The sequence below is a fragment of the Bradyrhizobium sp. 134 genome (genome assembly GCF_023074155.1).
In the GTDB taxonomy this organism is placed as follows: domain Bacteria; phylum Pseudomonadota; class Alphaproteobacteria; order Rhizobiales; family Xanthobacteraceae; genus Bradyrhizobium.
Window position 1 is genome coordinate 424,326 of record NZ_JADPKX010000086.1, and the last position, 24,283, is coordinate 448,608.

Consider the following 24,283-nt stretch of genomic DNA (forward strand, 5'->3'; position numbering starts at 1 on the left):
GAGTGCCAATTCGATTGACTCTCCAGGCGCCGTTAGCTTTATATTAGAACATATCATGAACAAATGAGCCAGCCGTTGGTTCTCTTTTTGAGAGCCACGGCAATCACCCCTTCAAGGAGCGGCGACCATGAGCGGCGCACGCATCAGCGCGCTTGCAGCCTTGCGCGGCCAGATCGAGCGCATCGAGACGGCGGAGGTCGTGCATCATCGCGACCGTGTCGCGCTCGGCCATCGCGAGGCCGACAACGCGCTAAAGGGCGGGCTCGCGCGCGCGGCAATCCACGAGGTATTTTGCGAGGGACGTCAGGGCGCGGCCGCGACGGGCTTTGTCACCGGACTTGCGGGGCGGATGACGGCGCGAAAACCGCTGCTGTGGGTGCGGCAGGATTTTTCAGAAATTGAAACCGGTGCGCTGTCGATGAGCGGGCTCACCGAGATCGGTCTCGATCCACGCCGCATGGTGATGGTGCGCGCCGCCGATGTGGAGAGTGCGTTGCGCACGTCGGCCGATGCGCTCGCCTGCGACGCGCTGGGTGCGGTCGTGCTCGAGCTCTGGGGCGAGACGAGGCAGTTCGATCTGGTGGCGAGCCGCAAGCTGACGCTGGCTGCGCAATCTTCCGGTGTCACCGGCCTGTTGCTGCGGATGGCCGCGCAACCTTTACCCTCAACCGCCGAGACCAGATGGATACTGCGCGCGGCGCATTCGCCGCCGGGCGCGATGTGGAGCGCTTGGGGGGCGCCGCGCTTCGATGCCGAACTCCTGCGCAATCGTCATGGCCCGTGCGGCCGGTGGATCATGGAATGGAAATGTGATGAGTGCCAGTTCTCTGAATCGTCGGCGTATCCTCAGCCTGTGGCTGCCGCGCCTGCCCATCGATCGGATTCAGCGGTTCTTCGGCAACGTCGGACTGCATGAAAATAATGCGCCCAGCATCGTCGTTGCCAAGGACAGCAACGCGCTGGTGATCCATGCGCTGGACGAGGCGGCCGAGCGCCTCGGTCTGCATATCGGCCAGCCTCTGGCCAATGCCCGGGCGATGTGTCCTGATTTAAAGGTGTTCGACGCCGATGCCGTGGCCGATGCCAAGACGATCGGCGACATCGCCGACTGGTGCGATCGTTTCACGCCGTTGGTGGCACTCGATCCGCCGCACGGGCTGTTCCTCGACATCACCGGCTGCGCGCATCTGTTCGGCGGCGAGGCTGCGCTGTTGCAAACCCTTGTCCGTGCCCTCGATCGCCAGGGCTTTGCCGTCAGCGCGGCGATCGCCGGCACCTCGGTCTGCGCGCGCACGCTGACGCGGCAGGCATCTGGTAGTATCGTCGCCGATGGCGGGGAGGCGGCGGCAATCAGCCGGTTTCCGGTGTCCGCGCTTGGTGCGGGTGAGGCCATCAGCACCGGCCTGCGCCGCGCCGGCCTGAAGACGGTCGGCGATGTCGCCGCGCGTACGCCGAGTGAAATCACGGCGCGGTTCGGCGCACGGTTCTCCACGCTGCTCGCGCATGCGCTGGGGCAGGGCGATGCGCCGATCAGCCCGCGAAAGCCGCTGCCCGACTACATCGTGGAGAAACGCTTTGCCGAGCCGATCGCGACTGACACCATGATCGCGGTGACGCTGTCGCGCCTCGCCGACACGCTGATCGTGTCGATGGAGAAGCAGGGCAAGGGCGCGCGACGGTTAGAGGCTACCTTCTTCCGTACCGACGGCGCGGTGCGCGCGATCATGGTCGAGACCGGACGTCCCGTGACGCGGAGCGCGGTCGTCGACCGGCTGTTCCGCGAGCGCCTCGATGCACTCGCCGATCCGCTCGATCCAGGCTTCGGCTTCGACATGGTGCGGCTGTCGGCAAGCCGCACCGAAATCGTGGTGCAGGAGCAGCGCGATCTCGACGCCCATGTCCACGACAATGACGAGCTTGCCGCGCTGATCGACCGCATCGCCGCGCGCATCGGCGGAAAGCGCGTCGTCGTGCATCTGCCTGAGGATACCCATATCCCCGAATGTGCGGTGCTGGCCGCACCGGCGCAGCATCATCTCGCCGTGGCCATGCAGGCCGAATGGCCCGCGCGCACCGAGACTGAGCCGCCGCTGCGTCCGTTGCGGCTGTTCGACAAGCCTGAGCCGATCAATGTGCCGTTTGCGACCGTGCCCGACGGGCCGCCGCATCAATTCACCTGGCGCCGCGCGCAGCATGCGGTGGTGCGGGTGGAAGGCCCCGAGCGCATCGCCATGGAATGGTGGCGGCAGGACGGCAAGCAACTGACGCGGGATTATTTCCGCATCGAGGATGCCGAAGGCTTGCGCTTCTGGATCTTTCGCGACGGTCTTTACGAGGGGGAGTGCTTCGACGGCGACGGCAAGCCCGCTCCTCCCGGTTGGTATGTGCACGGTCTCTTCGCATGAACACGCCTGCTTATGCCGAGATCGGCATCACCACGAATTTCTCCTTCCTGCGCGGCGGCTCGGATCCGCGTGCCTATGTGCACCAGGCCAGCATCCTCGGCATTCCCGTGATCGGCATTGCCGATCACAACACGCTCGCCGGCGTGGTGCGCGCCTACAAGGAGCTCGACAATGACGAGGTGCTGCACAAGCCGAAGCTTTTGATTGGCACCCGCATCGTCTTCATCGACGGCACGCCCGATATCCTGGTCTATCCGCGTGATCGCGCCGCCTATGGCCGGCTGTGCCAGCTTCTCACCCGGGGCAAGCGCGGCGACGGTATCACGCGGATTGCGAAGGGCGAGTGCCATCTCACCTTCGCCGATCTCCTTGCGTTTTCCGAAGGCCAACTCCTGATCCTGACGCTGCCGCATCGCTTCGATGCGGCGCAGACGCAGGACATCCTCGCCAAGCTGAAGGCAAGTCGTGCCGAGGGCGTGTGGCTGGCGGCGAGCCTGGTCTATCGTGGCGACGACCGCCGCCGCCTCGCGCAGCTCGATGATCTCGCCGCAAAAGCAAAAGTGCCGCTGCTTGCGACCAACGAGGTGCTCTATCACCACCCCGCGCGCCGTCCCCTCCAGGACGTGCTGACCTGCATCCGGGAGAAAACCACGATCGAGGCGGTCGGCCGGAAGCTGGAAGCCAATGCCGAGCGATTTCTGAAGACGCCCAGGGAGATGGCGCGGCTGTTCCGCGATTTCCCCGAAGCTATCGCGGAGACCATGCGCTTTGCGGACAAGATCACCTTCTCGCTCGATCAGCTCAAATATCAGTATCCGGATGAGCCGGTGCCGCCGGGAAAGACCGCGCAGGGGCATCTGGAGGATCTGACCTGGGCCGGTGTCGACAAATATTTCGGCAGCAAGATCGACGACAAGCTGCGCGCCACCCTGAAGAAAGAACTCGCACTGATCGCCGATCTGAAATACGCGCATTACTTCCTCACCGTGCACGACATCGTGCATTACGCCCGCAGCCAGAACATTTTGTGCCAGGGGCGGGGATCGGCGGCGAATTCGGCGGTCTGCTACGTGCTCGGCATCACCTCGGTCGACCCGACCAAGGTCGATCTGCTGTTCGAGCGCTTCATCTCCAAGGAGCGGCTGGAGCCGCCCGACATCGACGTCGATTTCGAGCATTCGCGGCGCGAGGAGGTGATGCAATATGTCTATCGCCGTTACGGCCGCCATCGCGCTGCGATCATCGCCACCGTCATTCATTATCGCCCGCGCAGCGCCATCCGCGACGTCGGCAAGGCGCTGGGCCTGACCGAGGACGTCACCGCGGCCCTCGCCGACACCGTCTGGGGAAGCTGGGGCAAGGGCCTCAACGACATGCAGGTCAGGCAGGCCGGCCTCGATCCGCAAAATTCAATGATCAACCTCGCAGTCGAGCTCGCGACCGAGCTGATCGAATTCCCCCGTCATCTGTCCCAGCATGTCGGCGGCTATGTGCTCACGCAGGACCGGCTCGACACCTATGTGCCGATCGGCAATGCCGCGATGGACGATCGCACCTTCATCGAATGGGACAAAGACGATGTCGACGCGCTCAGCATGATGAAGGTCGACGTGCTCGCGCTGGGCATGCTGACCTGCATCCGCAAGTGCTTTGATCTGATCGAGCAGCACAAGGGCGAACGCTGGATGCTGGCGAGCGTCCCGCAGGATGATTCCAAAGTCTACGACATGCTGTGCGACGGGGAGTCGCTCGGCGTGTTCCAGGTCGAGAGCCGCGCGCAGATGAACATGTTGCCCCGGCTGAAGCCACGGACCTTCTACGATCTCGTGATCGAGGTCGCGATCGTGCGGCCGGGGCCGATCCAGGGTGACATGGTGCATCCGTATTTGCGGCGGCGGAACGGCTTGGAAAAAGTGAACTATCCATCGCCGTCACCGGAGCATGGCGACAAGGACGAGCTTTACAGAGTGCTGCACAAGACCCTCGGCGTGCCCTTGTTTCAGGAGCAGGCGATGCGGATCGCGATCGAGGCCGCGAAGTTCACGGCCGAGGAGGCCAACGGCCTGCGCCGTGCGATGGCAACGTTCCGCAATGTCGGCACCATCGGCAAGTTCGAAGACAAGATGATCGGCAACATGATCGCACGCGGTTATGCGCCGGATTTTGCCAGAAACTGTTTCGAACAGATCAAGGGTTTTGGCAGCTACGGTTTTCCGGAGAGCCATGCCGCAAGCTTCGCGCAGCTTGTCTATATCTCCTCATGGCTGAAGCATTATCACCCTGATGCGTTCTGCTGCGGCCTCCTGAACTCGCAGCCGATGGGCTTTTACGCCCCGGCGCAGATCGTCAGCGACGCTCGCAAGAACGGCGTCGAGGTGCGCGATATCGATGTGTCCTACAGCTTTGCGCAGAACACGCTGGAAGAAAGAAGTGGCAAATATTGCGCCGTGCGCCTGGGCTTCCGCCAGATCGACGGTTTTCATTGGCTCGATGAGGATGAGGAAAGGCTGAAAAGAGGCGCGCCTCGGAATGAGTATGTGGAGAGAGCGCCCGACTGGGCCGACCGCATCGTCGCCGCGCGCAACCGCCGGCCCTTCACCTCGCTGGAAGATTTCGCCCGCGACACCGGTCTGCCCAAGCGCGCGCTGATCTTGCTCGCCGATGCCGACGCGTTCCGCTCGCTCGGGCTCGACCGCCGCGAGGCGCTGTGGCAGGTGCGGCGCCTGCCCGACGATGTGCCGCTGCCGCTGTTCGAGGTGGCCACCGCACGCGAGCAGCCGGACGAGCGCGCCAGGCCGTTGCCGGTGATGCCGCGGGCCGAACAGGTGGTCGCGGACTATCAGACCATTCGGTTATCGCTGAAGGGGCATCCGATGGAATTTTTGCGCGAGATGTTTTCGCGCGAGCGCATCGTCGCCTGCAAGGACATCAATCATGACAACGAGCGGCGCCGTGTCCGCTGTGCCGGCGTCGTGCTGGTACGGCAGCGGCCGGGCAGCGCCAGCGGCGTCGTGTTCATGACACTGGAGGACGAAACCGGCATCGCCAATGTCGTGGTGTGGCCGAAGATCATGGAGCAGTACCGGAAGGAGGTGATGGGCGCACGCCTCATCCTGGTCGAAGGCTATATCCAGAGCAGCCCTGAAAAGGTGACGCATCTGATCGCCCAGCGGATGATCGACCGTTCGCACGATCTGGTCGGCCTCGCCAACGACGCCCTCGGCCACAAGCATCCGGTGCCGGCAGGCGCCACCGTGGTCGAACCGCTCAACGACGATCCCCGGGTGCATGCGGATGCGCCCGCGCAAAAACTTCGCCATCCCCGCAATGTCCGCATCCTGCCGCCGTCAAGGGATTTCCATTGAGGAATGTAGAGCACTCTGCTGCCACACCGTCATTGCGAGCGCAGCGAAGCAATCCAGACTGTTACCGCGGAGAGATACTGGATTGCTTCGCTGCGCTCGCAATGACGAGCATATTCTAGAAATTCACCCGGTTCGAGATCGCGCCGTCCACCACCAGATTGGAGCCCGTGGTGAACCCCGACACCGGGCTCGCCAGAAACACCGCTGCGTTCGCGATCTCCTGCGGCGTCGCCATGCGGCCGGTGGGGTTGCGCTTCATCGCATCATTGTAGCGCTCGGGCATGTTCTGCTCGATCGTATTCCAGACGCCGCCCTTGAAATAGACCGTGCCTGGCGAGACCACGTTGACGCGGATATTCTTCTTCGCGTACTGCCGTGCCAGCCCCTTGGACATGTGGATCAACGCAGCCTTGATCGGGCCGTAGGAGCTCGCCGTATCCGCTTGCGCCGCGGAGATCGATGAGATGATCACGAAGGCGGCGTCGCCGCTGCTTACACCGCTGGCCTCGAGGAACGGCCGCGCGGCGTCGAACGCATGCACGGCGCCGAGCAGGTCGAGCCGAAAATTCTGCTCCCACGAAGCGGCATCATGGCCTTGTGCCATTGCGCCCGCGTTGGAGAACAGCATGTCGATGCCACCAAGCTCCTTTGCAGCATTCTCGATCCAGGATTTCAGTGCCGCGCCGTCGGTGACGTCGACCGGGCCGCCGGTCGCGCGGATCCCGCTGGCCTTCAACTCCGTAACGGTGGCGGCAACCTGGTCCGCGTTGCGTGCACACACCGCGACATTGCTGCCTTCGCCGGCCAGCGTCGCCGCAATCGCCCGCCCGATGCCGCGCGTCCCGCCAAGTACGACGGCGTTCTTGCCCTTGAGACCGAGATCCATTGTTTGGTTTCCTTTTTTGTTGGTCGCAGCGAGTGTAGCTGTTTCGAGAGACGCCCAAAAGCCTCCACATCGTCATTGCGAGGAGCTCTTGCGACGAAGCAATCCAGACTGCCACCGCGGAAAGACTCTGGATTGCTTCGCTTCGCTCGCAATGAGCGTGTGGAAACAGCGGCCCTCACTCCGGTGCCGCCCCCACCGGCGGGCCGCCGGGCGGGCGGTGCAGGAATGTCAGTGAGACGTAGGCGCCGGCCCAGGAGCCGATCGCCGCGAAAGCCACATAGAAAGCGTTTTCGGTGTAGCTGATCACCGCATAGGAGGAGAGCATGTACCAGACCGCGCTCCAGTTCGCCGCGGGCACGCGCTTGCGCGCGATCACGGCCGAGGTGAACATGACATAGACCGCGTCGGTAGCCGCCGTTGCGATGAACACGGCGCCTGCGGTGAGAGGATCGATGGCGGCCATTGCATGTCCTTGTGTGCTAATGCGATGGTCGCAAACTAAAGGGAGAGAAGGGTCATGCAAAGCCCCACCGAAATTCTCAGTGGCATCTGGACCTCCGCCGGTGGCGACGCCGCCGCGCTCGCGCGCGTGCGGCTGACGGGCGAGGAGCCGCAGATCCCGTCCTCGTTTCGCGTCGCAATTGCCGGCCAAACGACTATCGCCGCCGCCGGCCTTGCCGCCGCCGAAATCTGGAGATTGCGCAGCGGCGAGGCGCAGGACGTTAGCGTCGAGCTGCGCCATGCCGTCGCCGAATGCCGCTCCGAGCGCTACTTGCGCGTCGACGACAAGCCGCCGCCGCCCGCCTGGGACGCCATCGCCGGCGTCTACAGAACCGGCGACAACCGCTTCGTCCGCTGTCACACCAATTTCCCGCATCATCGCGACGCCGTCTGCCAGGTCCTCGGCTGCGAGCCCGAGCGCGAGAAGGTGCAGGCTGCATTGATGCATTGGAAGGGCGAGGATTTCGAGACTGCGGCTTACGCTGCGGGCGGCGTCGTTGCCCTGATGCGCTCCTACGACGAATGGTCGGCGCTGCCGCAGGCCCGCGCGCTCGCCGAATTGCCGCTGGTCTCGATCGAGAAGATCGGCGAGGCCCCGCCGAAGCCATGGCTAAAAGGCGATCGCCCGCTCTCGGGCCTGCGCGTGCTTGATCTCTCTCGCGTCATCGCGGGGCCCATCGCCGGCCGCACGCTCGCCGCGCACGGCGCGGATGTGCTGCTCGTGTCAGGCCCCGAACTGCCGGCCATTCCGTGGCTGATCATCGACACCGGCCGCGGCAAGCTCACCACCTTCATCGAGCTGAAGAGCAAGGCGGGGAGAGCGCAGATGCGCGCGCTGTTGAAGGACGCCGACATCTTCTCGCAAGGCTATCGCTCGCGCGCGCTCGCCGCTCTCGGCTTTACGCCGGAGGACGCGGCAAAAATCAATCCCGGCATCGTCTACGTGACGCTGTCGGCCTATGGCCATGCCGGCCCATGGGCGGAGCGGCGCGGCTTCGATTCTCTGGTGCAGACCACGACCGGCTTCAACCATGCCGAGGGACAGGCTGCCGGCATCGATGGACCGAAGGAATTGCCGGCACAGATGCTCGACCACGCCACCGGCTATCTGATGGCGTTCGGCGCGATGATGGCCAAGGCTCGCCAGGCCCGCGAAGGCGGCAGCTGGCACGTGCGCGTATCGCTGGCGCAGACCGGGCGTTGGCTGTGGGATCTCGGACGGCTCGAAAATGGCTTGAACACCCCGGATATTACGGGCGAGGCCGTACACGCTGCATTCATCGAGAGCATGCCATCTGGCTTCGGCCCGTTGAAGGCGGTGCGCCATTCAGCGATGCTGTCGAAGACGCCGGCGCAATGGAGCCGTCCGGCGATGCCGCTCGGCAGTCATCCGGCAGAGTGGCCGGTGACAAACTGACGTGAAGCTGACGTGTCGCAAATTTTTAACGCAAACCGAAAGGCGCGCGGCGTTTTTTAGGTTGTTTGAAATCACAATTCGGCACTATTAGCGCGACCGATGACGCCGGCATCCGCTGGTATCATCGCAGACATGACCGGGCCCCATGGTAGTTGAAAATACCAAGCGATTGCAGGTGCTTACAAAACAACGGGTAATTACATCCGTAGTTTTACTAGCTCTTGCCGGTGCCGGGGCTTACGGCTTCCTCCATGCGGGAGCGAAGGAGAAGAACCACTCCGAGATCTCCAGCCAGTCGCGCAGGAATGCGCAGAACTTCACGCCGACGCCGTCGGAATGGGCGACGCTGACGATCGAGCCGGTCAAGGCCAAGACCTTCCGCGCCGAGTATGTCACCGAGGGTAAGGTCGCAGTCGACGAGGACCGTTCGACGCCGGTGTTCTCGCCCTATGCGGGCCGGGTGACCAAGCTGCTCGCCAAGCCCGGCGAGGTGCTGAAGCAAGGTCAACCGCTGTTCACGATCGAGGCCGCCGACACCGTGCAGGCCCAGAACGATTTCATTGCGGCGATGAGCTCGCAGAACAAGGCGAAGTCGGCGATCGATCTTGCCGACATCCAGTTCAAGCGCGCCAAGGACCTCTACGAAGGCCATGCCATCCCCCTGAAGGACTATCAGCAGGCGGAAGCCACCCAGGTTCAGGCGCAGAACGACATGCGCTCCTCGACGACGGCGCTGGAAGCCGCGCGCAACAAGCTGCGTATTCTCGGCTTCACCGACGAGACCATCAAGGTGTTCCAGGACAAGGGCGTCATCAATCCGGAAGTCACGATCTATTCGCCGATCGCGGGCACGGTCGTGCAGCGTAAGATCGGCCCCGGCCAGTACGTCAATTCGGGCGCCAGCGATCCGGTCTTCGTCGTCGGCGACCTCTCCACGGTCTGGCTCACCGCCTTCGTGCGCGAGAGCGATGCGGCTGCCGTGTGCATCGGGCAGGACATCACCGTCAACGTGATGGCGCTGCCGGGCCGCCCCTTGACCGCCAAGGTCAACTACGTCGCCGCCGCGATCGATCCGAACACCCGCCGCCTGCTGGTCCGCGCCACCATCGACAACAAGGACGGTCTGCTGAAGCCGGAGATGTTCGCCAACGTCACGATCTATTCGTCCGGCGATCGCGCCGCGCCGGCTGTACCGAAGCAGGCCTTGATCTACGAAGCCGACAAGGTCCGCCTCTGGGTGGCACGCGAGGACAAGTCGGTCGAGCTGCGCGAGATCAAGATCGGTCTCATCAATGGCAATCTCGTCGAGGTCACCAGCAATCTGAAGCCCGGCGAGCAGGTGGTCACCAAAGGCAGCCTGTTCATCGACCGCGCGGCGTCCGGCAGCTGATCGACGGGCCGGGAAAAAAGACAAGCTGAAGACCTGAATGGATCGCCTCGTCGCCCTTGCCGTCAACCGGCGCTTCCTGATGGTCGGGATGTTCGTCGCCGTGCTCATCGGCGGCCTGATCGCGTTCAACCAGCTCAACATCGAGGCTTATCCCGATCCGACCCCGCCGATGGTCGACATCGTGACGCAGAGCCCGGGGCTGTCGGCGGAGGAGATCGAGCGCTACATCACGATTCCGATCGAGACCCAGGTCGCGGGTCTGAAGAACGTGACGACCATTCGCACCATCTCGCTCTACGGCCTCTCCGACGTCAAACTGCAGTTCTCTTTCGCCTACACCTATGACGAGGCGTTGCAGCAGGTCTTGAACCGCCTGGCGCAGCTCGCGCCGCTGCCCGGCAACGTGCAGCCGCAGATCTCGCCGCTCAGCCCGATTGGCGAAATTTTCCGCTACCGTCTCGTCGGTCCGCCGAACTACAGCGTGCTTGACCTCAAGACCATCCAGGACTGGATTCTCCAGCGGCGCTTCCGTGCCGTGCCCGGCGTGATCGACGTCACCGGCTGGGGCGGCAAGAGCAAGACCTATGAGCTCCAGGTCGACTTCAACAAGCTGGTCGCCAACGGCCTGACGCTGCCGCAATTGCTCCAGGCGGTCGGCAATTCCAACGTCAATGTCGGCGGTAACACCGTCAATATCGGTCAGCAATCGGCCGTGGTGCGTGGCGTCGGCCTGATCCGCTCGATCGACGACCTCGCCAACACCATGGTCTCGCAGACCAACGGCAATCCGGTGCTAGTCAAGGACGTCGCCACCGTCACCGTCGGCCAGAAGCCACGTCTCGGCATTGCCGGCCTCGATGAGTCCGACGACATCGTGCAAGGCATCGTCCTGATGCGCCGCGGCGAGCAGAGCTCGCCAACCATCAAGCGCGTCCACCAGCTCGTTCAAACCATCAACGAGTCCAGCATCCTGCCGCCCGGCGTGCGCATCGAACGCATCTACGACCGCGGCGACCTGATTGAGCTCACCACCCACACCGTGCTGCACAACATGGTGGTCGGCATTCTCTTGATCGTGCTGCTGCAGTGGATCTTTCTCGGCGATCTCCGCAGTGCGCTGATCGTCGGCGCCACCATTCCGTTCGCGTTGTTCTTCGCGGTGATCATCCTGGTGCTGCGCGGGGAATCGGCGAACCTGCTGTCGGTCGGCGCGATCGATTTCGGCCTGATCGTCGATGCCACCGTCATCATGGTGGAGGCGATCTTCCGGCGCCTGACGCAGACGACGCCGATGTCGGAATCCGAGCAGATGTCGTCCGAGACGCTGTTCGGCATGAAAAGCCACGCCATCCTTAGCGCGGCGGCCGATGTCTCCCGTTCGATCTTCTTCGCCGCAGCGATCATCATCGCGGCCTTCCTGCCGCTGTTCACGCTCTCCGGCGTCGAGGGCAACATCTTCGGGCCGATGGCGCGGACCTATGCCTACGCGCTGGCCGGCGGACTGCTTGCGACCTTCACCGTGACCCCGGCGCTGTCCGCGATCATCCTGCCCGCGCATGTCAGGGAGACCGAGACCAAGGTGATGCTGATCCTGCATCGGATCTACATGCCGGTGCTGCATTGGGCGGTCGCCAACCGCGGCATCATGCTCGGTGGCGCGTTCGGCCTCGTGCTGATGACGGTTGCGCTCAGCCGGTTGCTTGGCCTCGAATTCCTGCCGAAGCTGGAGGAGGGCAATCTCTGGATCCGCGCCACGCTGCCGCCGACCATCTCGCTCCAGGAAGGCAACTCCTACGTCAACGAGATGCGCAAGGTGATCCGCGCGCGGCCTGAAGTGGAATCCGTGGTGTCGCAGCACGGCCGCCCCGATGACGGCACCGACGCGGCCGGCTTCTTCAATGCCGAGTTCTTCGCGCCGCTCAAGCCCGCCAGCCAATGGCCCGGCACCCGCGACAAGGAAGAGCTGACCGCGCAACTGCTCAAGCAGCTCGACGATCGCTTCCCCGGCGTCGAGTTCAACTTCTCGCAATATCTCCAGGACAACGTCTCCGAAGCCGTCTCCGGCGTGAAGGGCGAGAACTCGATCAAGCTGTTCGGCAGCGATCTCCAGGCGCTGACCGACACCGCCAACAAGATCAAGTCGGTGCTGTCAACCGTGCAGGGCGTCACCGATCTTGCGGTGTTCACCTCACTCGGGCAGCCGACCATCCAGATCGACATCAACCGTGCCAAGGCCGCGCGCTACGGCCTCGCGCCGGGTGACATCAACGCCACCATCAAGGTCGCGATCGGCGGCGACACCGCGGGAGACATCTACGAGGCGGGAAGCGACCGCCACTTCCCGATCATCGTTCGTCTCGCGCCGGAATTCCGCAGGAGCGCCGAGGCGATCCAGAATTTGCGGATCGGCGCGCCCGGACCAAACGGCACCGTCACGCAGATCCCCCTGAGCGAGGTCGCCAGCATCAGCCTCGTCTCGGGTGCGGCCTACATTTATCGCGAGCAGCAGGAACGCTATCTGCCGATCAAGTTCTCGGTGCGTGAACGCGACCTCGGCAGCGCCATCCGCGAGGCGCAGCAGAAGATCGCCGATCAGGTGCAACTGCCGCCCGGCGCGCACATGGATTGGGTCGGCGAATTCGGCAATCTCCAGGACGCGATCCGACGATTGTCGATCGTGGTGCCGATCTCGCTGGCGCTGATCGGCGTCCTGCTCTGGTTCAATTTCGGCTCGATGACCGACACGCTGCTCGCCATGAGCGTGATCCCGATGGCGATCTTCGGCGGCGTGCTCGGTCTTTTGATCACCGGCACCGCCTTCAGTGTCTCGGCGGCGATCGGCTTCATCGCGCTGTTCGGTATCGCCGTGATGGACGGCATCATCATCCTGTCGCAGTTCAACCAGCTCATCGAAGAGGGCATGGACCGCATGAGCGCGGTGATACGCACCGGCGAATTGCAGCTTCGGCCGGTGCTGATGACCTGCGTCGTCGCCGGCATCGGCCTGTTGCCGGCCGCGCTGTCGGAAGGTATCGGCTCGCAGGTGCAGAAGCCGCTCGCGGTGGTCGTGGTAACCGGCATGATGCTCGCCCCGATCGTGATCCTGGTGACGCTGCCGGTGTTGATCTCCTTCTTCTCCCGCCGCGCACGCTGACGCCGCCGGTCACAGCATCCGCTGCGCGATCCGCACCAGCATCATGGTGCCGAGGCCCAGCAGCATCAGGCTGGCCAACCGACTGCTCATCGACAGCATGCGCGGCGTCAGCCGTGATCGCGCCGTTGCCACGATCGTGCTGAGCACGGTCCACCAGATCGCGGAACCGACGAAGACACCGGCGATCAGCGGGGCTGCCGCGGCCTGCATGGAGAAGGCGTGCAGCGCAGCCAGAAACAGGATGACGGTCAGCGGATTGGTGAACCCAAGCGCGATGGCGCTGAGATAGGCGCGCGCCAGATGCACGTTGTCGATGTCGTCGGTCGCCTGGAGTGCGACCGAGCCGCGATGGGTTCGGATCGCGAACCACAGCAGCGTGAGCGCCGAGACGATGCCGAAGCTGGCGGCATTGGCCTCGACCCAGGGCCGTGCAAGCGAGCCCAGGCCCAAAACCGCGAGGGCGCTGTAAGTGAGATGCACGGTCGCCGCGCCGAAGCCGGTTGCGAGGCCCGTGGCCATTCCTGATGCCAATGTGCGCTGAATGCACAGCATGCCCATCGGTCCGATGGGGGCGGCGACGGTGAAACCAATTCCAATGCCGGAAAAAAGCGCGGCAAGATAATGCGATAAAGGCATGCACCCGCACGAACAAATGAAATCTGTGCGTGTGCGTAGCCCTGAAAAAGAATCGCCGCCTCAACCAGAAGGGTGAGAAACGAACGAGAGCACAAACACGTTCGTGTGAGTCCAACGGGTTTGTGCCTTCGCGACAACAGTTCCACGCCTCACTGTGGAACCGTGTCGCGGTCGTTGAACCGAATTGCGCTTGGCGCGACTCAGAATCCGTAAAGTTGCGCCGGGTTGTCGACCAGGATCTTCTTGCGCACATCCGCATCCGGCGCCCACTCCGGAAGCTGGTTGAGCAGGCGGCCGTCGTCGATCTGGTAGAGCGGCGCGATGTCGGTGGCTTTGCGTCCCTCTACACGGCTCGAATCCGGATGCGGCCAGTCCGTGCCCCAGACGATGCGGTCCGCATTCGCCGCGATCAGTGCGCGGGCATAGGGCACCATGTCCTGATAGTCGGGCGCGAGCTTGGAGGAGCGATAGGCGCCGGAAATCTTGACATAGGCCTTGCCGGATTTCACCAGCGCGACCAGATCGGAAAATCCCGGCTGCTCCAGCCCAAGCGAAGCCTCGAGGCCGCCGAAATGGTCGAATACAACGGGTACTGGCGCCGTCTCGACGAGGTCCTTGATTGCCGAGATCATGGGGAGCGTGGTGTAAAGTTGCACGTGCCAGCCGCGCGCCTTCATGCGCTCGACTGCGGCGGTGAAACGCGGCCGACCGACATTGGGGTCGTTGACGCCGCCGGTCGCAAGATTGAGGCGGACACCGCGAAAGCCGTCTGCTTGCATCGCGTCGAGCTGGGCCTCGGTCGTTTTGTCGTCGATCACGGCCACTCCACGCGAGGCCGCGCCGCGCGCCTTCATGCCGAACAGGGTGGAGGCGTTATCGGTGCCGTAGACACTCGGCGTCACGATCACAACGCGCTCGATATGCAGCGCCTTGTGCAACGCGGCCATTTCCTCCGGCGAAGCCGGCTCCGGCGTGTAGACGCGGCCCGCGAAGAACGGAAATTTTTCGACATCGCCATGGATGTGGGTGTGACAGTCGCAGGCATGGGCCGGGACGTCGAAATTGACCGGCGTCGCGGGCTGCGCGGCACGTGCGTGGGCTTTGTTGGACATGGCAACTCCGGCGGCAAGGGAGGCAAGCAGGACGCTGCGTCGGCTGAGCATGGTTTCTCTCCCCGTTTTGTTATTTGGCGGTGGCGTCGGGACAGTATCACATCAGCCCGGCAGCCGCTGCGCTTCGCTGCATAGCTGCTCGACGAGGTCCGCAAGCGGGCGTGAGCCGTCGACGCGCACGACCGGGCAGGGCAGCTTCGCGAGCCACGCTTCATCTTTTGCGAGACTGCGGCCGTCGCGGTCGCCGGCTTCGTAGTGCGAGGCCCAGTCGACGAACGACTCCGCCTCCTCATGACGCCAGCCGCCCTGTGCGACGGCATCCGCTCCGAAATGCGTAGCCTCGCGGTCACGCAGGCGCTGCAAGCGAAGCTCGCGCGGCGTCGTCACAAAGACGACGAGATCGAAGAATGGGACGAGCTCGTCGCCCCAGCCGGTGACGGTTCCGCTCAGCACCCAATCGAGCCGCGGCAAAAACATCTCGCGCATCAAGCGCAAACGCTCGGCGGCAGGGCGTGTCGTCTGGTAGGGCGGCGCCGTCGGCAGCCAGAAATAATCATCGCTGTCGTGATGCGGCAGCGCAAGCCTGCCGGCGAGCGCGCGACCGATCGTCGTCACGCCGGAGCCGGAGGCTCCCATCAGATGGATGCGGCGGCTTTTCATCGGCACCAAGGCGGACGATTTGAAGCTACTGCCCGGACGGCGTGCGCAGACCGTGCCAGGCGTCGCGGACTTGCTGGTAGTGCACCTCGGGCAGATAGTCCGGCGTGTTCAGGCTCAAGGTCTTGACGTCGAGATGACCGACGGCGCTGAGCAGCGTGTAGGAGGCGATTACGCGGTCGCGATTGGCGCCGATCAGGCGGGCCTTGGCCTGGATCAAATCGGCCTGCGAGTTCAGCACATCCACCGTCGTGCGCTGTCCACCGGCGGCCTCGCGCTGCACGCCCTGGAGCGCGACGGTCGCCGCCTTCACTTCGGACTCCGAGGCCGAGACCGCAATCTTGGCGCCTTCGTTGGCAACCCACGCGCTGACCGCCGCCGTGCGCGCCTGGTTGCGCACCTGGTCGAGCACGAGCCGGCTCTGCGCCGTGATCTCCTTGGCCTGCCGGGTCTGTGCGGCGGCCTGGCCGCCGTCGTAGATCGGCACGGTGACATTCGCGACGATCGAGGCCTGATCTTCGGCGAAGGTGCCGAGCGTCGGGTCGTTGTTGCGGCTCTTGCTGGCGCTGCCCTGGACGCTGGCGCTCGGCAGCAGCGCGCCTTCGGCGACGCGGATGTTGGTGGAGGCGACATCAACGTCGAAGCCCGCCGCCATCACCGCCGGGTGCTGGCGGATAGCCATCGTCAGCGCGTCTTCGCGGCTCTTCGGCAGATAGCGGTCGACAACTTCGGCGGCGCGAAGCTGCGACGGCGCATTGCCGATCACCTGCGCGTAGATCGCCTGGCTCACCGCCAGCGCGACTTCGGCGGCGTTGAGATCGGAAAGTCCGCGGTTGAGCCGCGCCTCGGCCTGGGCGCTGTCGGTCGGCGTGACGTCGCCGGCGTTGAGGCGCCGCTGGGTGACCGAGAGCGTTTCGCGCAGGAAGGCGACGTTGGAGCGCTGCGCCTCGACCAGCGACTGGTTGGCGAGGACATTGGTGTAGGCGGTGACCGCGTCGAGCAGCACGCCCTGGCCGACGTTGCGCAGCGCCTCGCGGCCAGACTGCACCTGGAGTTCGGCGGCGCGCACGTTGTTGGCGGTGCGGAAACCGTTGAACAGGGTCTGCGACACGGTGACGCCGATGATCCATGGCTTCAGATTGGCGGTCTGGATGGTGTTGTCGGGCAGCAGATTGCGCACCGATTGCAGCCCGGCGCTGAGGCTTGCCACGATCTGTGGCCGGTAGCCGGCGAGCGCCTGCGGCACGTTCTCGTCGGTGGCCCGCTGCCGCGCACGTTCGGCATTGAGCTGCGGATTGGTCTGGTAGGCCTTGGCGAGCGCCTCCGGCAGCGCTTCCGCCCGTGCGGCGGAGGGCAGGGCGCAACAGAGCGCAAGCGTGGTCCATGTCGCGAGCACAGGAGCCACGCCCGATCGATGCCGCGCCATCACGCGACCAGCTCTGGCGGCACGCCCAATCATGTAATCCGCAAATCCTGGCTGTCCGCCCCCGCCGACGGCGGCTCTCTTAACTGTTTAACCAGCCGAGGTCCCGCAGGCAAACTGCCGCGGGGGAAACCCCCATGTATTCCGTGCTTGTTGCAGCTACATCACAGGGATTCCGCGGGAAAGGCAGAGTCTTACACCAGCCTGACCGCTCGCCTCCCTACCGGTTCTTGTTCACCGGCTTCCGCTTCTCGATGAACGCCGCCATTCCCTCGGAGCGGTCCTCCAGCGCGAAGGTCGAGTGGAACAGGTTGCGCTCGACGCTCATGCCCTCGGCGAGCGTGGTCTCGAAGGCGCGGTTGACCGCTTCCTTGGCCATCGCGACCGCGGGCCGTGACATCGCGGCGATCTTCTCGGCCGCGGCCATCACCTCTTCCATCAGCTTGTCGGCTGGCACGATGCGGCTGACGAGGCCGCTGCGCTCGGCTTCGGCTGCATCCATCATGCGGCCGGTGAGGCAAAGGTCCATCGCTTTGGACTTGCCGATCGCACGGGTCAGGCGCTGGGTGCCGCCGATGCCGGGAATGGTGCCGAGGGTGATTTCGGGTTGGCCAAATTTGGCGGTGTCGGCGGCGATGATGAAGTCGCACATCATCGCGAGCTCGCAGCCGCCGCCGAGGGCATAACCCGCGACCGCGGCGATCGTCGGCTTGCGGCAGCGCGCGACCCGATCGCCGCCGATCGCGGCAAAATCCTCCGAGAACATGTCGATGAAGCCTTTCGGCTGCATCTCCTTGATGTCGGCGCCGGCGGCAAATGCCTTCTCGCTGCCGGTCACGACGATGCAGCCGATGGCGTCATCGGCTTCGAGATCGTCGACGGCCGCGGCGATCTCGCGGAAGACGCCAAAGGAGAGTGCGTTGAGCAGCTTCGGCCGATTCAGCTTGATGATGCCGACCGCGCCTTTGCTTTCGACGATGATGTGTTCGAACGTGCTCATGCTCCACCCACGCTTTTGGTTGAGCGGGCAATGTGCCCGCTGGCGCGGTGGGCTTCAAGAGGCGCTAAAGCCATCGGAGCAGGAACGGCCGGAACACGCGGCGAGATGCGCGTTCCGGACGAGGTCCCGCGGGCCGGCGATCAGGCCGTAATCAAGCCAAAGTCACGCCATGAACATGCGCGCGGCGGAGGCCAGCGTCAGCAGCGTGCCGACGCCGATGAAGATCTTTCCGATCAGGGAGCTCTGGTCCCAGGCCGAGCTCTGCTGGCTGCTTGCCATCACCGGTGCCGGACGCGGCTGCGCGTCGATTGCGGCAATCACCGCCTTCTGCGCCAGCGCGTTGTCCTGTTGCAGGGCGCGGTCGATATCGTTGAGCTGATCGGGTGCGACGACCTGGCTATCGGGGTTCGGGGCGGCGGTATTATCGGCCGCGGCCTGGACGTTGTCGTTGGCCCGGCCGGTCATTGCTGAGGCGGCAGCCGCGGTCGGCGTATCGGCGGCGGCGAGCTGCGCATTGGCGTTGGCGACTTCCGGCGGCATCTGGCTCGAGGCCGGGACCTCACGATTGTCGGCCTTCGCCTCGCCGGCCGTTGCTGCGGCGTCCTTCTTGTCGGCCTTGTCGTCGGATTTCTGCGCCGTCTTGGTGTTGTCGCGGTGGCGCGACGTGTGACGCCGCTGCTTGCTCGGCTTGACCTCGTCCGCCTGTTTGCCTGCGCTGTCCGACTTGCTGCTGGCTGCTGAACTCGGCGCCGCCTGTGCAACGCCCCCGAACAGCACGAAAAGCCCGGCCAGGAGAATCAGGGCCGCGCGCCCGCTGGCTTTAATCATGTTGACATCTCCCCAAGTCCGCCCGTCCCGGACCGAACAGAGACCCTGGGGCGTGACGACAGCGCGGCAGAAAATGGGAATCTTCGGGCCACACCGGGCAAAAGCGCGGCAATCCCTGGCCGTCGCGGCCGGCCGCGGGTGCGTACGGGACCGATCGGTGTTATGAGCCGTCGCAGATCCTGACGGCCGTATCGGTTGCGTGGCCAAGCCTGATCACGAATTCGTGATCATGCTGCCGCCGGCGTAACAAACTGAAAGAACGGCCGAATTGCATGGTGAGGGGCGCGCGTGCGCGGACGTGAGGACGAGTGGACCGACCTGATGCGGTCGGCCATGGCAGGCGATGACGCGGCGTATCATCGTCTGTTGAAGGCGGTCACGCCTGTGCTGCGCGCTGCCGCGAGGCGCGGCCTGGCGCGGGCCGGGCAGCCTCCCGACCAGGCCGAGGATATCGTGCAGGAGATTCTGTTGGCGGTGCATCTGAAGCGGCACACTTGGGACAGCGAAGCCCCCTTCGCCCCGTGGCTGTTTGCGATCGGCCGCAACAAGCTGATCGACATGCTGCGGCGACGGGGCAGGCGGATCTTCGTCAACATCGACGATTTCGCCGAGATCCTGCCGGGTGAGGCGCCGCAGGAGACGGTCTCGGCCGGCGAGGTCGCCAGCCAGCTCAATACGCTGCCGCAACGCCAGCGCGACGTGTTGCAGTCGATCGCGGTCGACAGCACCTCGATCAAGGACACGGCGGCGAAATATTCGATGAGCGAGGGCGCGGTGCGGGTCGCGCTGCATCGCGGACTTGCGGCGCTGACAGCCAAACTGCGGGACCACTAGTCATGGATACCGATCAACTCATTCGCTCGCTCGCGGCCGACAACGCCCATCGCCCGCCGCGCGTCGGCGCGGTGCTGACCATGGCGCTGCTGGTCGCCGCGCCGCTGTCGATCCTGATCTTCGCCACCTTTCTCGGTGTGCGTCACGACGTGATGAGCGCGATGCGCAACCCGTTCTTCGACATGAAGTTCGCGGTCACGCTGTCGCTCGCGATCCCGGCAATCATCGTCAGCCTGCATCTGTCGCGTCCCGAGGCTTTGCTGCGTGGCTGGGGCTGGCTGCTGCTGCTGCCCGTCGGGCTGCTCGCGGTGGCGATCGGCAGCGAGGCGATGATGGCGCCGGCCATGCCGATGACGATGCGTTTGATGGGCAAGAATTCCAGGGTGTGCCTGTTCGCAATCCCCGCGATGTCGCTGCCGCTGCTTGCGGGGGCCCTGTTCGGCCTGCGCCACGGTGCGCCGTCGCACCCCGCGCTCGCCGGTGCGCTCGCCGGCCTGGTGTCGGCGGGCCTTGCCGCGACGCTGTACGCCTCGCACTGCACCGATGACTCGCCGCTGTTCGTCGCGACCTGGTACACGCTCGCCACCGCGTTGGTGACGGCAATTGGCGCGCTGGTGGGGGCGAGGGTCCTACGCTACTAGCTCGTCTGCTTCACGCCACCGGCGCCGCGCCCTGCTGCATGCGGTGGAAGCGCAGCACCTGCTGCGCGGTCGAGCTGCGCAGCGCCTCGTAAGCGTCGCGCAGCGTCAGCATGTCGGTCTGCGGGCCGCCTGAGAGCTTCTCGCGCAGGGCGATGATGGCGCGGACGCTCGACCATTGCATGGCCGCGACCTTGGCGAGGATCATCACGCCCTCGACCCGGCTTTCGATCATCATGGTCTCGGCGGTCTCGACTGCGACGCCCGCAAGCGCCGCGAGCCCCGCATTGGTCTCGTCGAACTTGCCCTGCTCTGCGAAGGTGGCGACCTGGAGTTCGGTCAGGCGGCCGTCCTCGTGCAGCGACTTCACCAGCGCCCGCGCCATCTCGGTCTGCCGGGTCGTGGTGGCGGCGCGGATCCGCTGAGCCGCTTCCTGGACCACGCTGGACACGTCGTCCGCGAGCTCCGGATGCGCGGCCTCCAGCTTCCGGCGCACGGTCAAGGAGGCCTTCACGACCAGCTTCAAATAATGATGGCGGGGCAGGTCGGCCCGCAGGCCGATGCAGCTGGCGAGGTCGTCGTCACGTTCGGCGCGGGTCACGAGGTCGGCGAGACTTCCCTCGGACAGTTGCGCGCCCGGATTGCTGACGGTCGATTGCACCACGTCCTCGTTGCCGCGGGTCACCAGCACGTCGCTCAGCGCTTCCGACAACACCCGCCGGAGCGAGATCGCCTTGAGATGGGCCTGGCCCCTGGTGCGCGCGATCTCGATCAGGGTCGCCTCGTCCAGCCGTTCGGATTTCGACAGCACCGGGCCGGAAACCTCGATCACCTCGTCGAGCGCGAGCGTGCGGATGATCTTCGGCGGCGCAGCCGCGATCGATGCGAGGCGGTCGGCGAGCAGCGCCCTGGCGGACGTCTCGATCCGCTCGATCAGGCATTGGAACACGTCGTCGAACACGCGGACGTGGTCGTCGGAATAGTCCACCGCGTTGCCCACGAACAGATCGGTTACGCGGCGCAACGTCTCGACCCGGTGCGCAACGGTGCCGTGCGAGAGCGCAGTTTGCAATTCCTCGAGCAGACTCTCGGATGATTTTACGGCTTTGGATCTCATTGCCCTGTCCTGGAGCGTTCGGCCCGGCCGCGGCTTCTGTCGCGCCGGGAGAAAATGGATTGGTCAGCTCGTTGCAATGCGGTTGCGCCCCTGTGCCTTGGCGGAATAGAGCGCGCTATCGGCGCGCACGAGAAACGTGTCGGCAGTATCGTTGTCGCGTAGCGTCACGACGCCCGCGGAAATGGTCACGCGCATGCCCGGGGAGAATGCGCTCCAGTCCAGATCGGCGACGATGCCGCGCAGCCGATCGAGCATGCGTGACGCCGCATCGCCGTCCATCCCCGGCAGCAGCAGCAAGAATTCCTCGCCGCCGTAGCGGCCGAAGCAGTCGGCCGGGCGGATGTTGGCGAAAATGGTGATCGCGAAGGTGCGCAGCACCTCGTCGCCGACGGGATGGCCATGGGCGTCGTTGATGCGCTTGAACCAGTCGAGATCGATCAGCGCGATCGCGCAAGGGGTCGACGTCTGCCGCGATTTTTCGATCTCGTCGTCGAGAAGCCGCATGATACAGCGGCGGTTGTAGGAGCCGGTGAGCTCGTCGAGCTCCGCCAGTTCCTCGATGCGCCGATAGGCGGCCTTCAGCTCGATGCTGCGCCGGTACAGGATCTTGCGCAACGTGGCGCCGAACAGGCCGAGGAAGGCGCACTGGCCGATCACCAGCACGAAGCACAGCATCGATGCCGCCCGTTGCAGCTGGGTCGTAACCGGCAGTCCGATTGGCAAGTCCGAAGCGAGGAAGACCAACGCGAGCCCGCAAGTGGTGAGACCCCAGGTGAGCATTGCCTGGCTCGATGTCATACGAAGCGTGCCGAAGGCGAAGATCAGAAATAGCACGGCCAGGAACGCGACTCCGACTGTCGGCACCGCGAGCAGGAACAGCAGCTGCAGCGTCATATGCGCCGAGATCTGGAAGACGGTGAGGTAATGATCCTCGAACCGGTCGCCGAAGCCCGCTTCCGATAGCACGGTGAAGGTACCGATGATCAGCAGGCCGCTGAGCCAGAACAGCGACGGAACGCCCATGGAGATCACGCCGTCAAAGGCGTAGAGCAGCAGGACGGAGGCGCCGAGCGAATAGCTCGCCACCTGGCCGACGTACATCTGGCGCCGCTGCCGGATCCGGCGTGCCAGGACCTCGGGTGCCGCTGCCTCGGTCGTCAAGGCGAGATCCGCGGCCTCAGCGGCATTCCTCTCGGGAAAGGACGTCGCAGCCGTGCTCATGGTCCCGCCAGTGGTGGATGTCAGCTCAAAAATCTACGTCGCAAGCCTTTAGGTTTGGTATCCTTCGAAATCGAATCCACGCTGTGCAGCGCGGCAGCGAGGGGACGCGGACCTCTCAAGGAATTGTCGGCGATTAGGCATTGTGAGCGACGCGGTCGAGCCAAAGCAGGGCTTCGGAAGACATATGTCGTGCTAGGCTGCTAAGGTTCCATGCACGTCGGGCCGTCTCTACTGGGACGGCATTGCTCAGGAAAGTGCTTCATTACTATGTTACCGTTCTTGAGCGAGGCGCCCAGCCGCGGGTGGCAACAGGAAATTTCGCGTATGTGGGGTAGATCACACAGCCTCCCGTATGACTGCGGTAGGTTGAACAATTTTACCCCTCCCGTCGAACCGTCTGCCGCATCGACCCGACCAACCTTGCGAGACGGTCTTTGAGCGTGACACAAGCGGCTTCGGACGAGATCCTGATCGCCAGGATCGCTCAAGGTGACCGGCTCGCCATGCAGGTGCTGTACGGGCGGCACCATGTCAGGGTGTATCGGTTCGGCCTCCGGCTCGTGCGGGACGAGCAGGCGGCGGAAGACCTCATCAGCGAGGTGTTTCTCGACGTCTGGCGTCAAGCCGGCAAATTCGAGGGCCGATCCGCCGTTTCCACCTGGCTGCTGGCCATTACCCGATTCAAGGCCCTGTCTGCGCTTCGGCGCAGGAAGGATTTTGAGTTGGACGACGACGCCGCGAACGCGATCGAGGATACGTCCGACAATCCGGAAACGGCGGTGCAGAAGAAGGATACCAGTGAAGCGTTGCGGGAGTGTCTGACGGGCCTCTCGCCGGACCATCGGGAGATCGTCGATCTCGTCTACTACCACGAGAAATCCGTGGAAGAAGTGGCCGAAATCGTTGGCATCCCGGAGAACACTGTGAAGACGCGCTTGTTCTATGCGCGCAAGAAATTGGCCGAACTGCTGAAAGCAGCCGGCATTGAGCGAGGCTGGCCATGATGGCTTTGAGCAAGAAGATGCTGGAGCAAGAGCCCGGTGAAATTGAACTGCTGCTGCCGTGGCACGCCGCCGGCACGCTGAACCCGCGCGATGCACGCCGCGTCGACGAGGCGCTGGCGCGCGATCCCGAGCTCGCGAAGCAATATGCCGCGATCCGCGGCGAGTATGAAGAGACCATCCATCTGAACGAGAGCCTGGGGGCTCCATCGGCGCGTGCGATGCAGAAGCTGTTCGCCGCGATCGACGCTGAGCCTGCGCGGGCGGCCGGTTCGCTGCCGCTGTCGGCGCGCATCGCCACCTTCTTTGCGAGCCTGTCGCCGCGCACTCTGGCCTGGTCGGCGAGCCTTGGCGCCATCGCGCTCGTGCTGCAGGCCGGAATCATCGGCGCCGTGTTGACGAAGACCCAGACTGCGACCTTCCAGACTGCTTCGCTCTCGACCAGCGCTCCGATCACCCGCGACCTCGGCACGACCGTCCCGCCAGCGCGCGCGCTGGTACGCTTCACGCCCGAGGCGCGCGTCGCCGATATCACGGCATTGCTCGACGGCTACCAGGCTTCGATCATCGGTGATGCCAAGGGCGGTATGTTCCGCCTCCAGTTCGACAAGGCGATGAGCCGTGACGAACTCACCTCGCTGCTCGGCAAGATGCAGCGCGAGAAGTTCGTCAACCTCGCCGTCGCAGCGCCGTAAGGC

General features: G+C 64.6%; 20 protein-coding genes. 10 read left to right on the forward strand and 10 right to left on the reverse strand.

Annotation, left to right across the window (positions count from 1 at the left end; all coding sequences use genetic code 11):
- Positions 1–127 precede the first annotated feature (127 nt).
- From IVA75_RS36810 to IVA75_RS36820, 3 genes are read left to right on the forward strand one after another with little or no spacing between them, the layout of a single operon-like run.
- Positions 128–916, forward strand: coding sequence for a DNA repair protein (locus tag IVA75_RS36810; protein WP_247288723.1), 789 nt, complete (start codon positions 128–130; stop codon positions 914–916).
- Positions 813–2,405: a DNA polymerase Y family protein gene (locus IVA75_RS36815; protein WP_247288725.1), complete on the forward strand. Its 1,593-nt coding sequence runs from the start codon at positions 813–815 to the stop codon at positions 2,403–2,405. The genes IVA75_RS36810 and IVA75_RS36815 overlap by 104 nt, the downstream gene beginning before the upstream one ends.
- Positions 2,402–5,770 carry an error-prone DNA polymerase gene (locus tag IVA75_RS36820; protein ID WP_247288727.1) on the forward strand — a complete coding sequence of 1,123 codons (3,369 nt, stop codon included), beginning with the start codon at positions 2,402–2,404 and terminating at the stop codon, positions 5,768–5,770. The genes IVA75_RS36815 and IVA75_RS36820 overlap by 4 nt, the downstream gene beginning before the upstream one ends.
- 115 nt (positions 5,771–5,885) lie before the next feature.
- Here IVA75_RS36820 and IVA75_RS36825 read toward each other — a convergent pair whose 3' ends face one another.
- Both IVA75_RS36825 and IVA75_RS36830 read right to left on the reverse strand, forming a co-directional pair.
- Positions 5,886–6,656, reverse strand: a complete 771-nt coding sequence (locus IVA75_RS36825; protein WP_247288729.1) for an SDR family oxidoreductase — start codon at positions 6,654–6,656, stop codon at positions 5,886–5,888.
- Between the two features lie 175 nt (positions 6,657–6,831).
- A complete protein-coding gene (locus IVA75_RS36830) occupies positions 6,832–7,119 on the reverse strand; it encodes a hypothetical protein (RefSeq protein ID WP_007593600.1) in 288 nt (95 codons plus the stop codon).
- 54 nt (positions 7,120–7,173) lie between these two features.
- Between IVA75_RS36830 and IVA75_RS36835 the strand changes: the two genes are divergently transcribed.
- The 3 genes from IVA75_RS36835 to IVA75_RS36845 all read left to right on the forward strand — a co-directional run bounded on the left by IVA75_RS36835 (position 7,174) and on the right by IVA75_RS36845 (position 13,118).
- On the forward strand, positions 7,174–8,574 hold the full coding sequence (locus IVA75_RS36835) for a CoA transferase (RefSeq protein ID WP_247288730.1): 1,401 nt from the start codon (positions 7,174–7,176) through the stop codon (positions 8,572–8,574).
- 145 nt (positions 8,575–8,719) lie between these two features.
- Complete coding sequence (locus IVA75_RS36840; protein ID WP_247288731.1) at positions 8,720–9,964, forward strand: efflux RND transporter periplasmic adaptor subunit; 1,245 nt, start codon at positions 8,720–8,722, stop codon at positions 9,962–9,964.
- Positions 9,965–10,001: 37 nt separating this feature from the next.
- Positions 10,002–13,118 (forward strand): CusA/CzcA family heavy metal efflux RND transporter, encoded by a 3,117-nt coding sequence (locus tag IVA75_RS36845; RefSeq protein WP_247288732.1) that lies wholly within the window; start codon positions 10,002–10,004, stop codon positions 13,116–13,118.
- A gap of 9 nt (positions 13,119–13,127) precedes the next feature.
- Here IVA75_RS36845 and IVA75_RS36850 read toward each other — a convergent pair whose 3' ends face one another.
- The 6 genes from IVA75_RS36850 to IVA75_RS36875 form a co-directional block, all read right to left on the reverse strand.
- Positions 13,128–13,754 carry a LysE family transporter gene (locus IVA75_RS36850; RefSeq protein WP_247288733.1) on the reverse strand — a complete coding sequence of 209 codons (627 nt, stop codon included), beginning with the start codon at positions 13,752–13,754 and terminating at the stop codon, positions 13,128–13,130.
- Between the two features lie 200 nt (positions 13,755–13,954).
- Positions 13,955–14,917 (reverse strand): amidohydrolase family protein, encoded by a 963-nt coding sequence (locus tag IVA75_RS36855; RefSeq protein WP_247288734.1) that lies wholly within the window; start codon positions 14,915–14,917, stop codon positions 13,955–13,957.
- Between the two features lie 51 nt (positions 14,918–14,968).
- Positions 14,969–15,526: a hypothetical protein gene (locus IVA75_RS36860; protein WP_027569035.1), complete on the reverse strand. Its 558-nt coding sequence runs from the start codon at positions 15,524–15,526 to the stop codon at positions 14,969–14,971.
- A gap of 25 nt (positions 15,527–15,551) precedes the next feature.
- Positions 15,552–16,982 carry a TolC family outer membrane protein gene (locus tag IVA75_RS36865; protein WP_027569036.1) on the reverse strand — a complete coding sequence of 477 codons (1,431 nt, stop codon included), beginning with the start codon at positions 16,980–16,982 and terminating at the stop codon, positions 15,552–15,554.
- A gap of 184 nt (positions 16,983–17,166) precedes the next feature.
- Entirely contained in the window at positions 17,167–17,946 is a 780-nt protein-coding gene (locus IVA75_RS36870; protein WP_027516881.1) for an enoyl-CoA hydratase, read from the reverse strand.
- Between the two features lie 162 nt (positions 17,947–18,108).
- Positions 18,109–18,774: a hypothetical protein gene (locus IVA75_RS36875; RefSeq protein WP_247288735.1), complete on the reverse strand. Its 666-nt coding sequence runs from the start codon at positions 18,772–18,774 to the stop codon at positions 18,109–18,111.
- A gap of 288 nt (positions 18,775–19,062) precedes the next feature.
- Here IVA75_RS36875 and IVA75_RS36880 point away from each other — a divergent pair, with 288 nt between their 5' ends.
- Together IVA75_RS36880 and IVA75_RS36885 are read left to right on the forward strand one after the other, a co-directional pair.
- The gene (locus tag IVA75_RS36880) at positions 19,063–19,608 is read left to right on the forward strand and encodes a sigma-70 family RNA polymerase sigma factor (protein ID WP_027569038.1); all 546 of its coding nucleotides are present in this window, start codon (positions 19,063–19,065) and stop codon (positions 19,606–19,608) included.
- 2 nt (positions 19,609–19,610) lie between these two features.
- On the forward strand, positions 19,611–20,249 hold the full coding sequence (locus IVA75_RS36885; protein ID WP_027516884.1) for a DUF1109 domain-containing protein: 639 nt from the start codon (positions 19,611–19,613) through the stop codon (positions 20,247–20,249).
- A gap of 10 nt (positions 20,250–20,259) precedes the next feature.
- On the opposite strand, the gene IVA75_RS36890 is transcribed toward IVA75_RS36885, so the two are convergent.
- Positions 20,260–21,363 carry a DUF2336 domain-containing protein gene (locus tag IVA75_RS36890; protein WP_247288736.1) on the reverse strand — a complete coding sequence of 368 codons (1,104 nt, stop codon included), beginning with the start codon at positions 21,361–21,363 and terminating at the stop codon, positions 20,260–20,262.
- Positions 21,364–21,426: 63 nt separating this feature from the next.
- On the reverse strand, positions 21,427–22,584 hold the full coding sequence (locus tag IVA75_RS36895; RefSeq protein WP_027516886.1) for a GGDEF domain-containing protein: 1,158 nt from the start codon (positions 22,582–22,584) through the stop codon (positions 21,427–21,429).
- A gap of 434 nt (positions 22,585–23,018) precedes the next feature.
- Here IVA75_RS36895 and IVA75_RS36900 point away from each other — a divergent pair, with 434 nt between their 5' ends.
- A complete protein-coding gene (locus tag IVA75_RS36900) occupies positions 23,019–23,588 on the forward strand; it encodes a sigma-70 family RNA polymerase sigma factor (RefSeq protein ID WP_007593582.1) in 570 nt (189 codons plus the stop codon).
- Positions 23,585–24,280, forward strand: coding sequence for a hypothetical protein (locus tag IVA75_RS36905; RefSeq protein ID WP_027569041.1), 696 nt, complete (start codon positions 23,585–23,587; stop codon positions 24,278–24,280). The genes IVA75_RS36900 and IVA75_RS36905 overlap by 4 nt, the downstream gene beginning before the upstream one ends.
- Positions 24,281–24,283 lie beyond the last annotated feature (3 nt).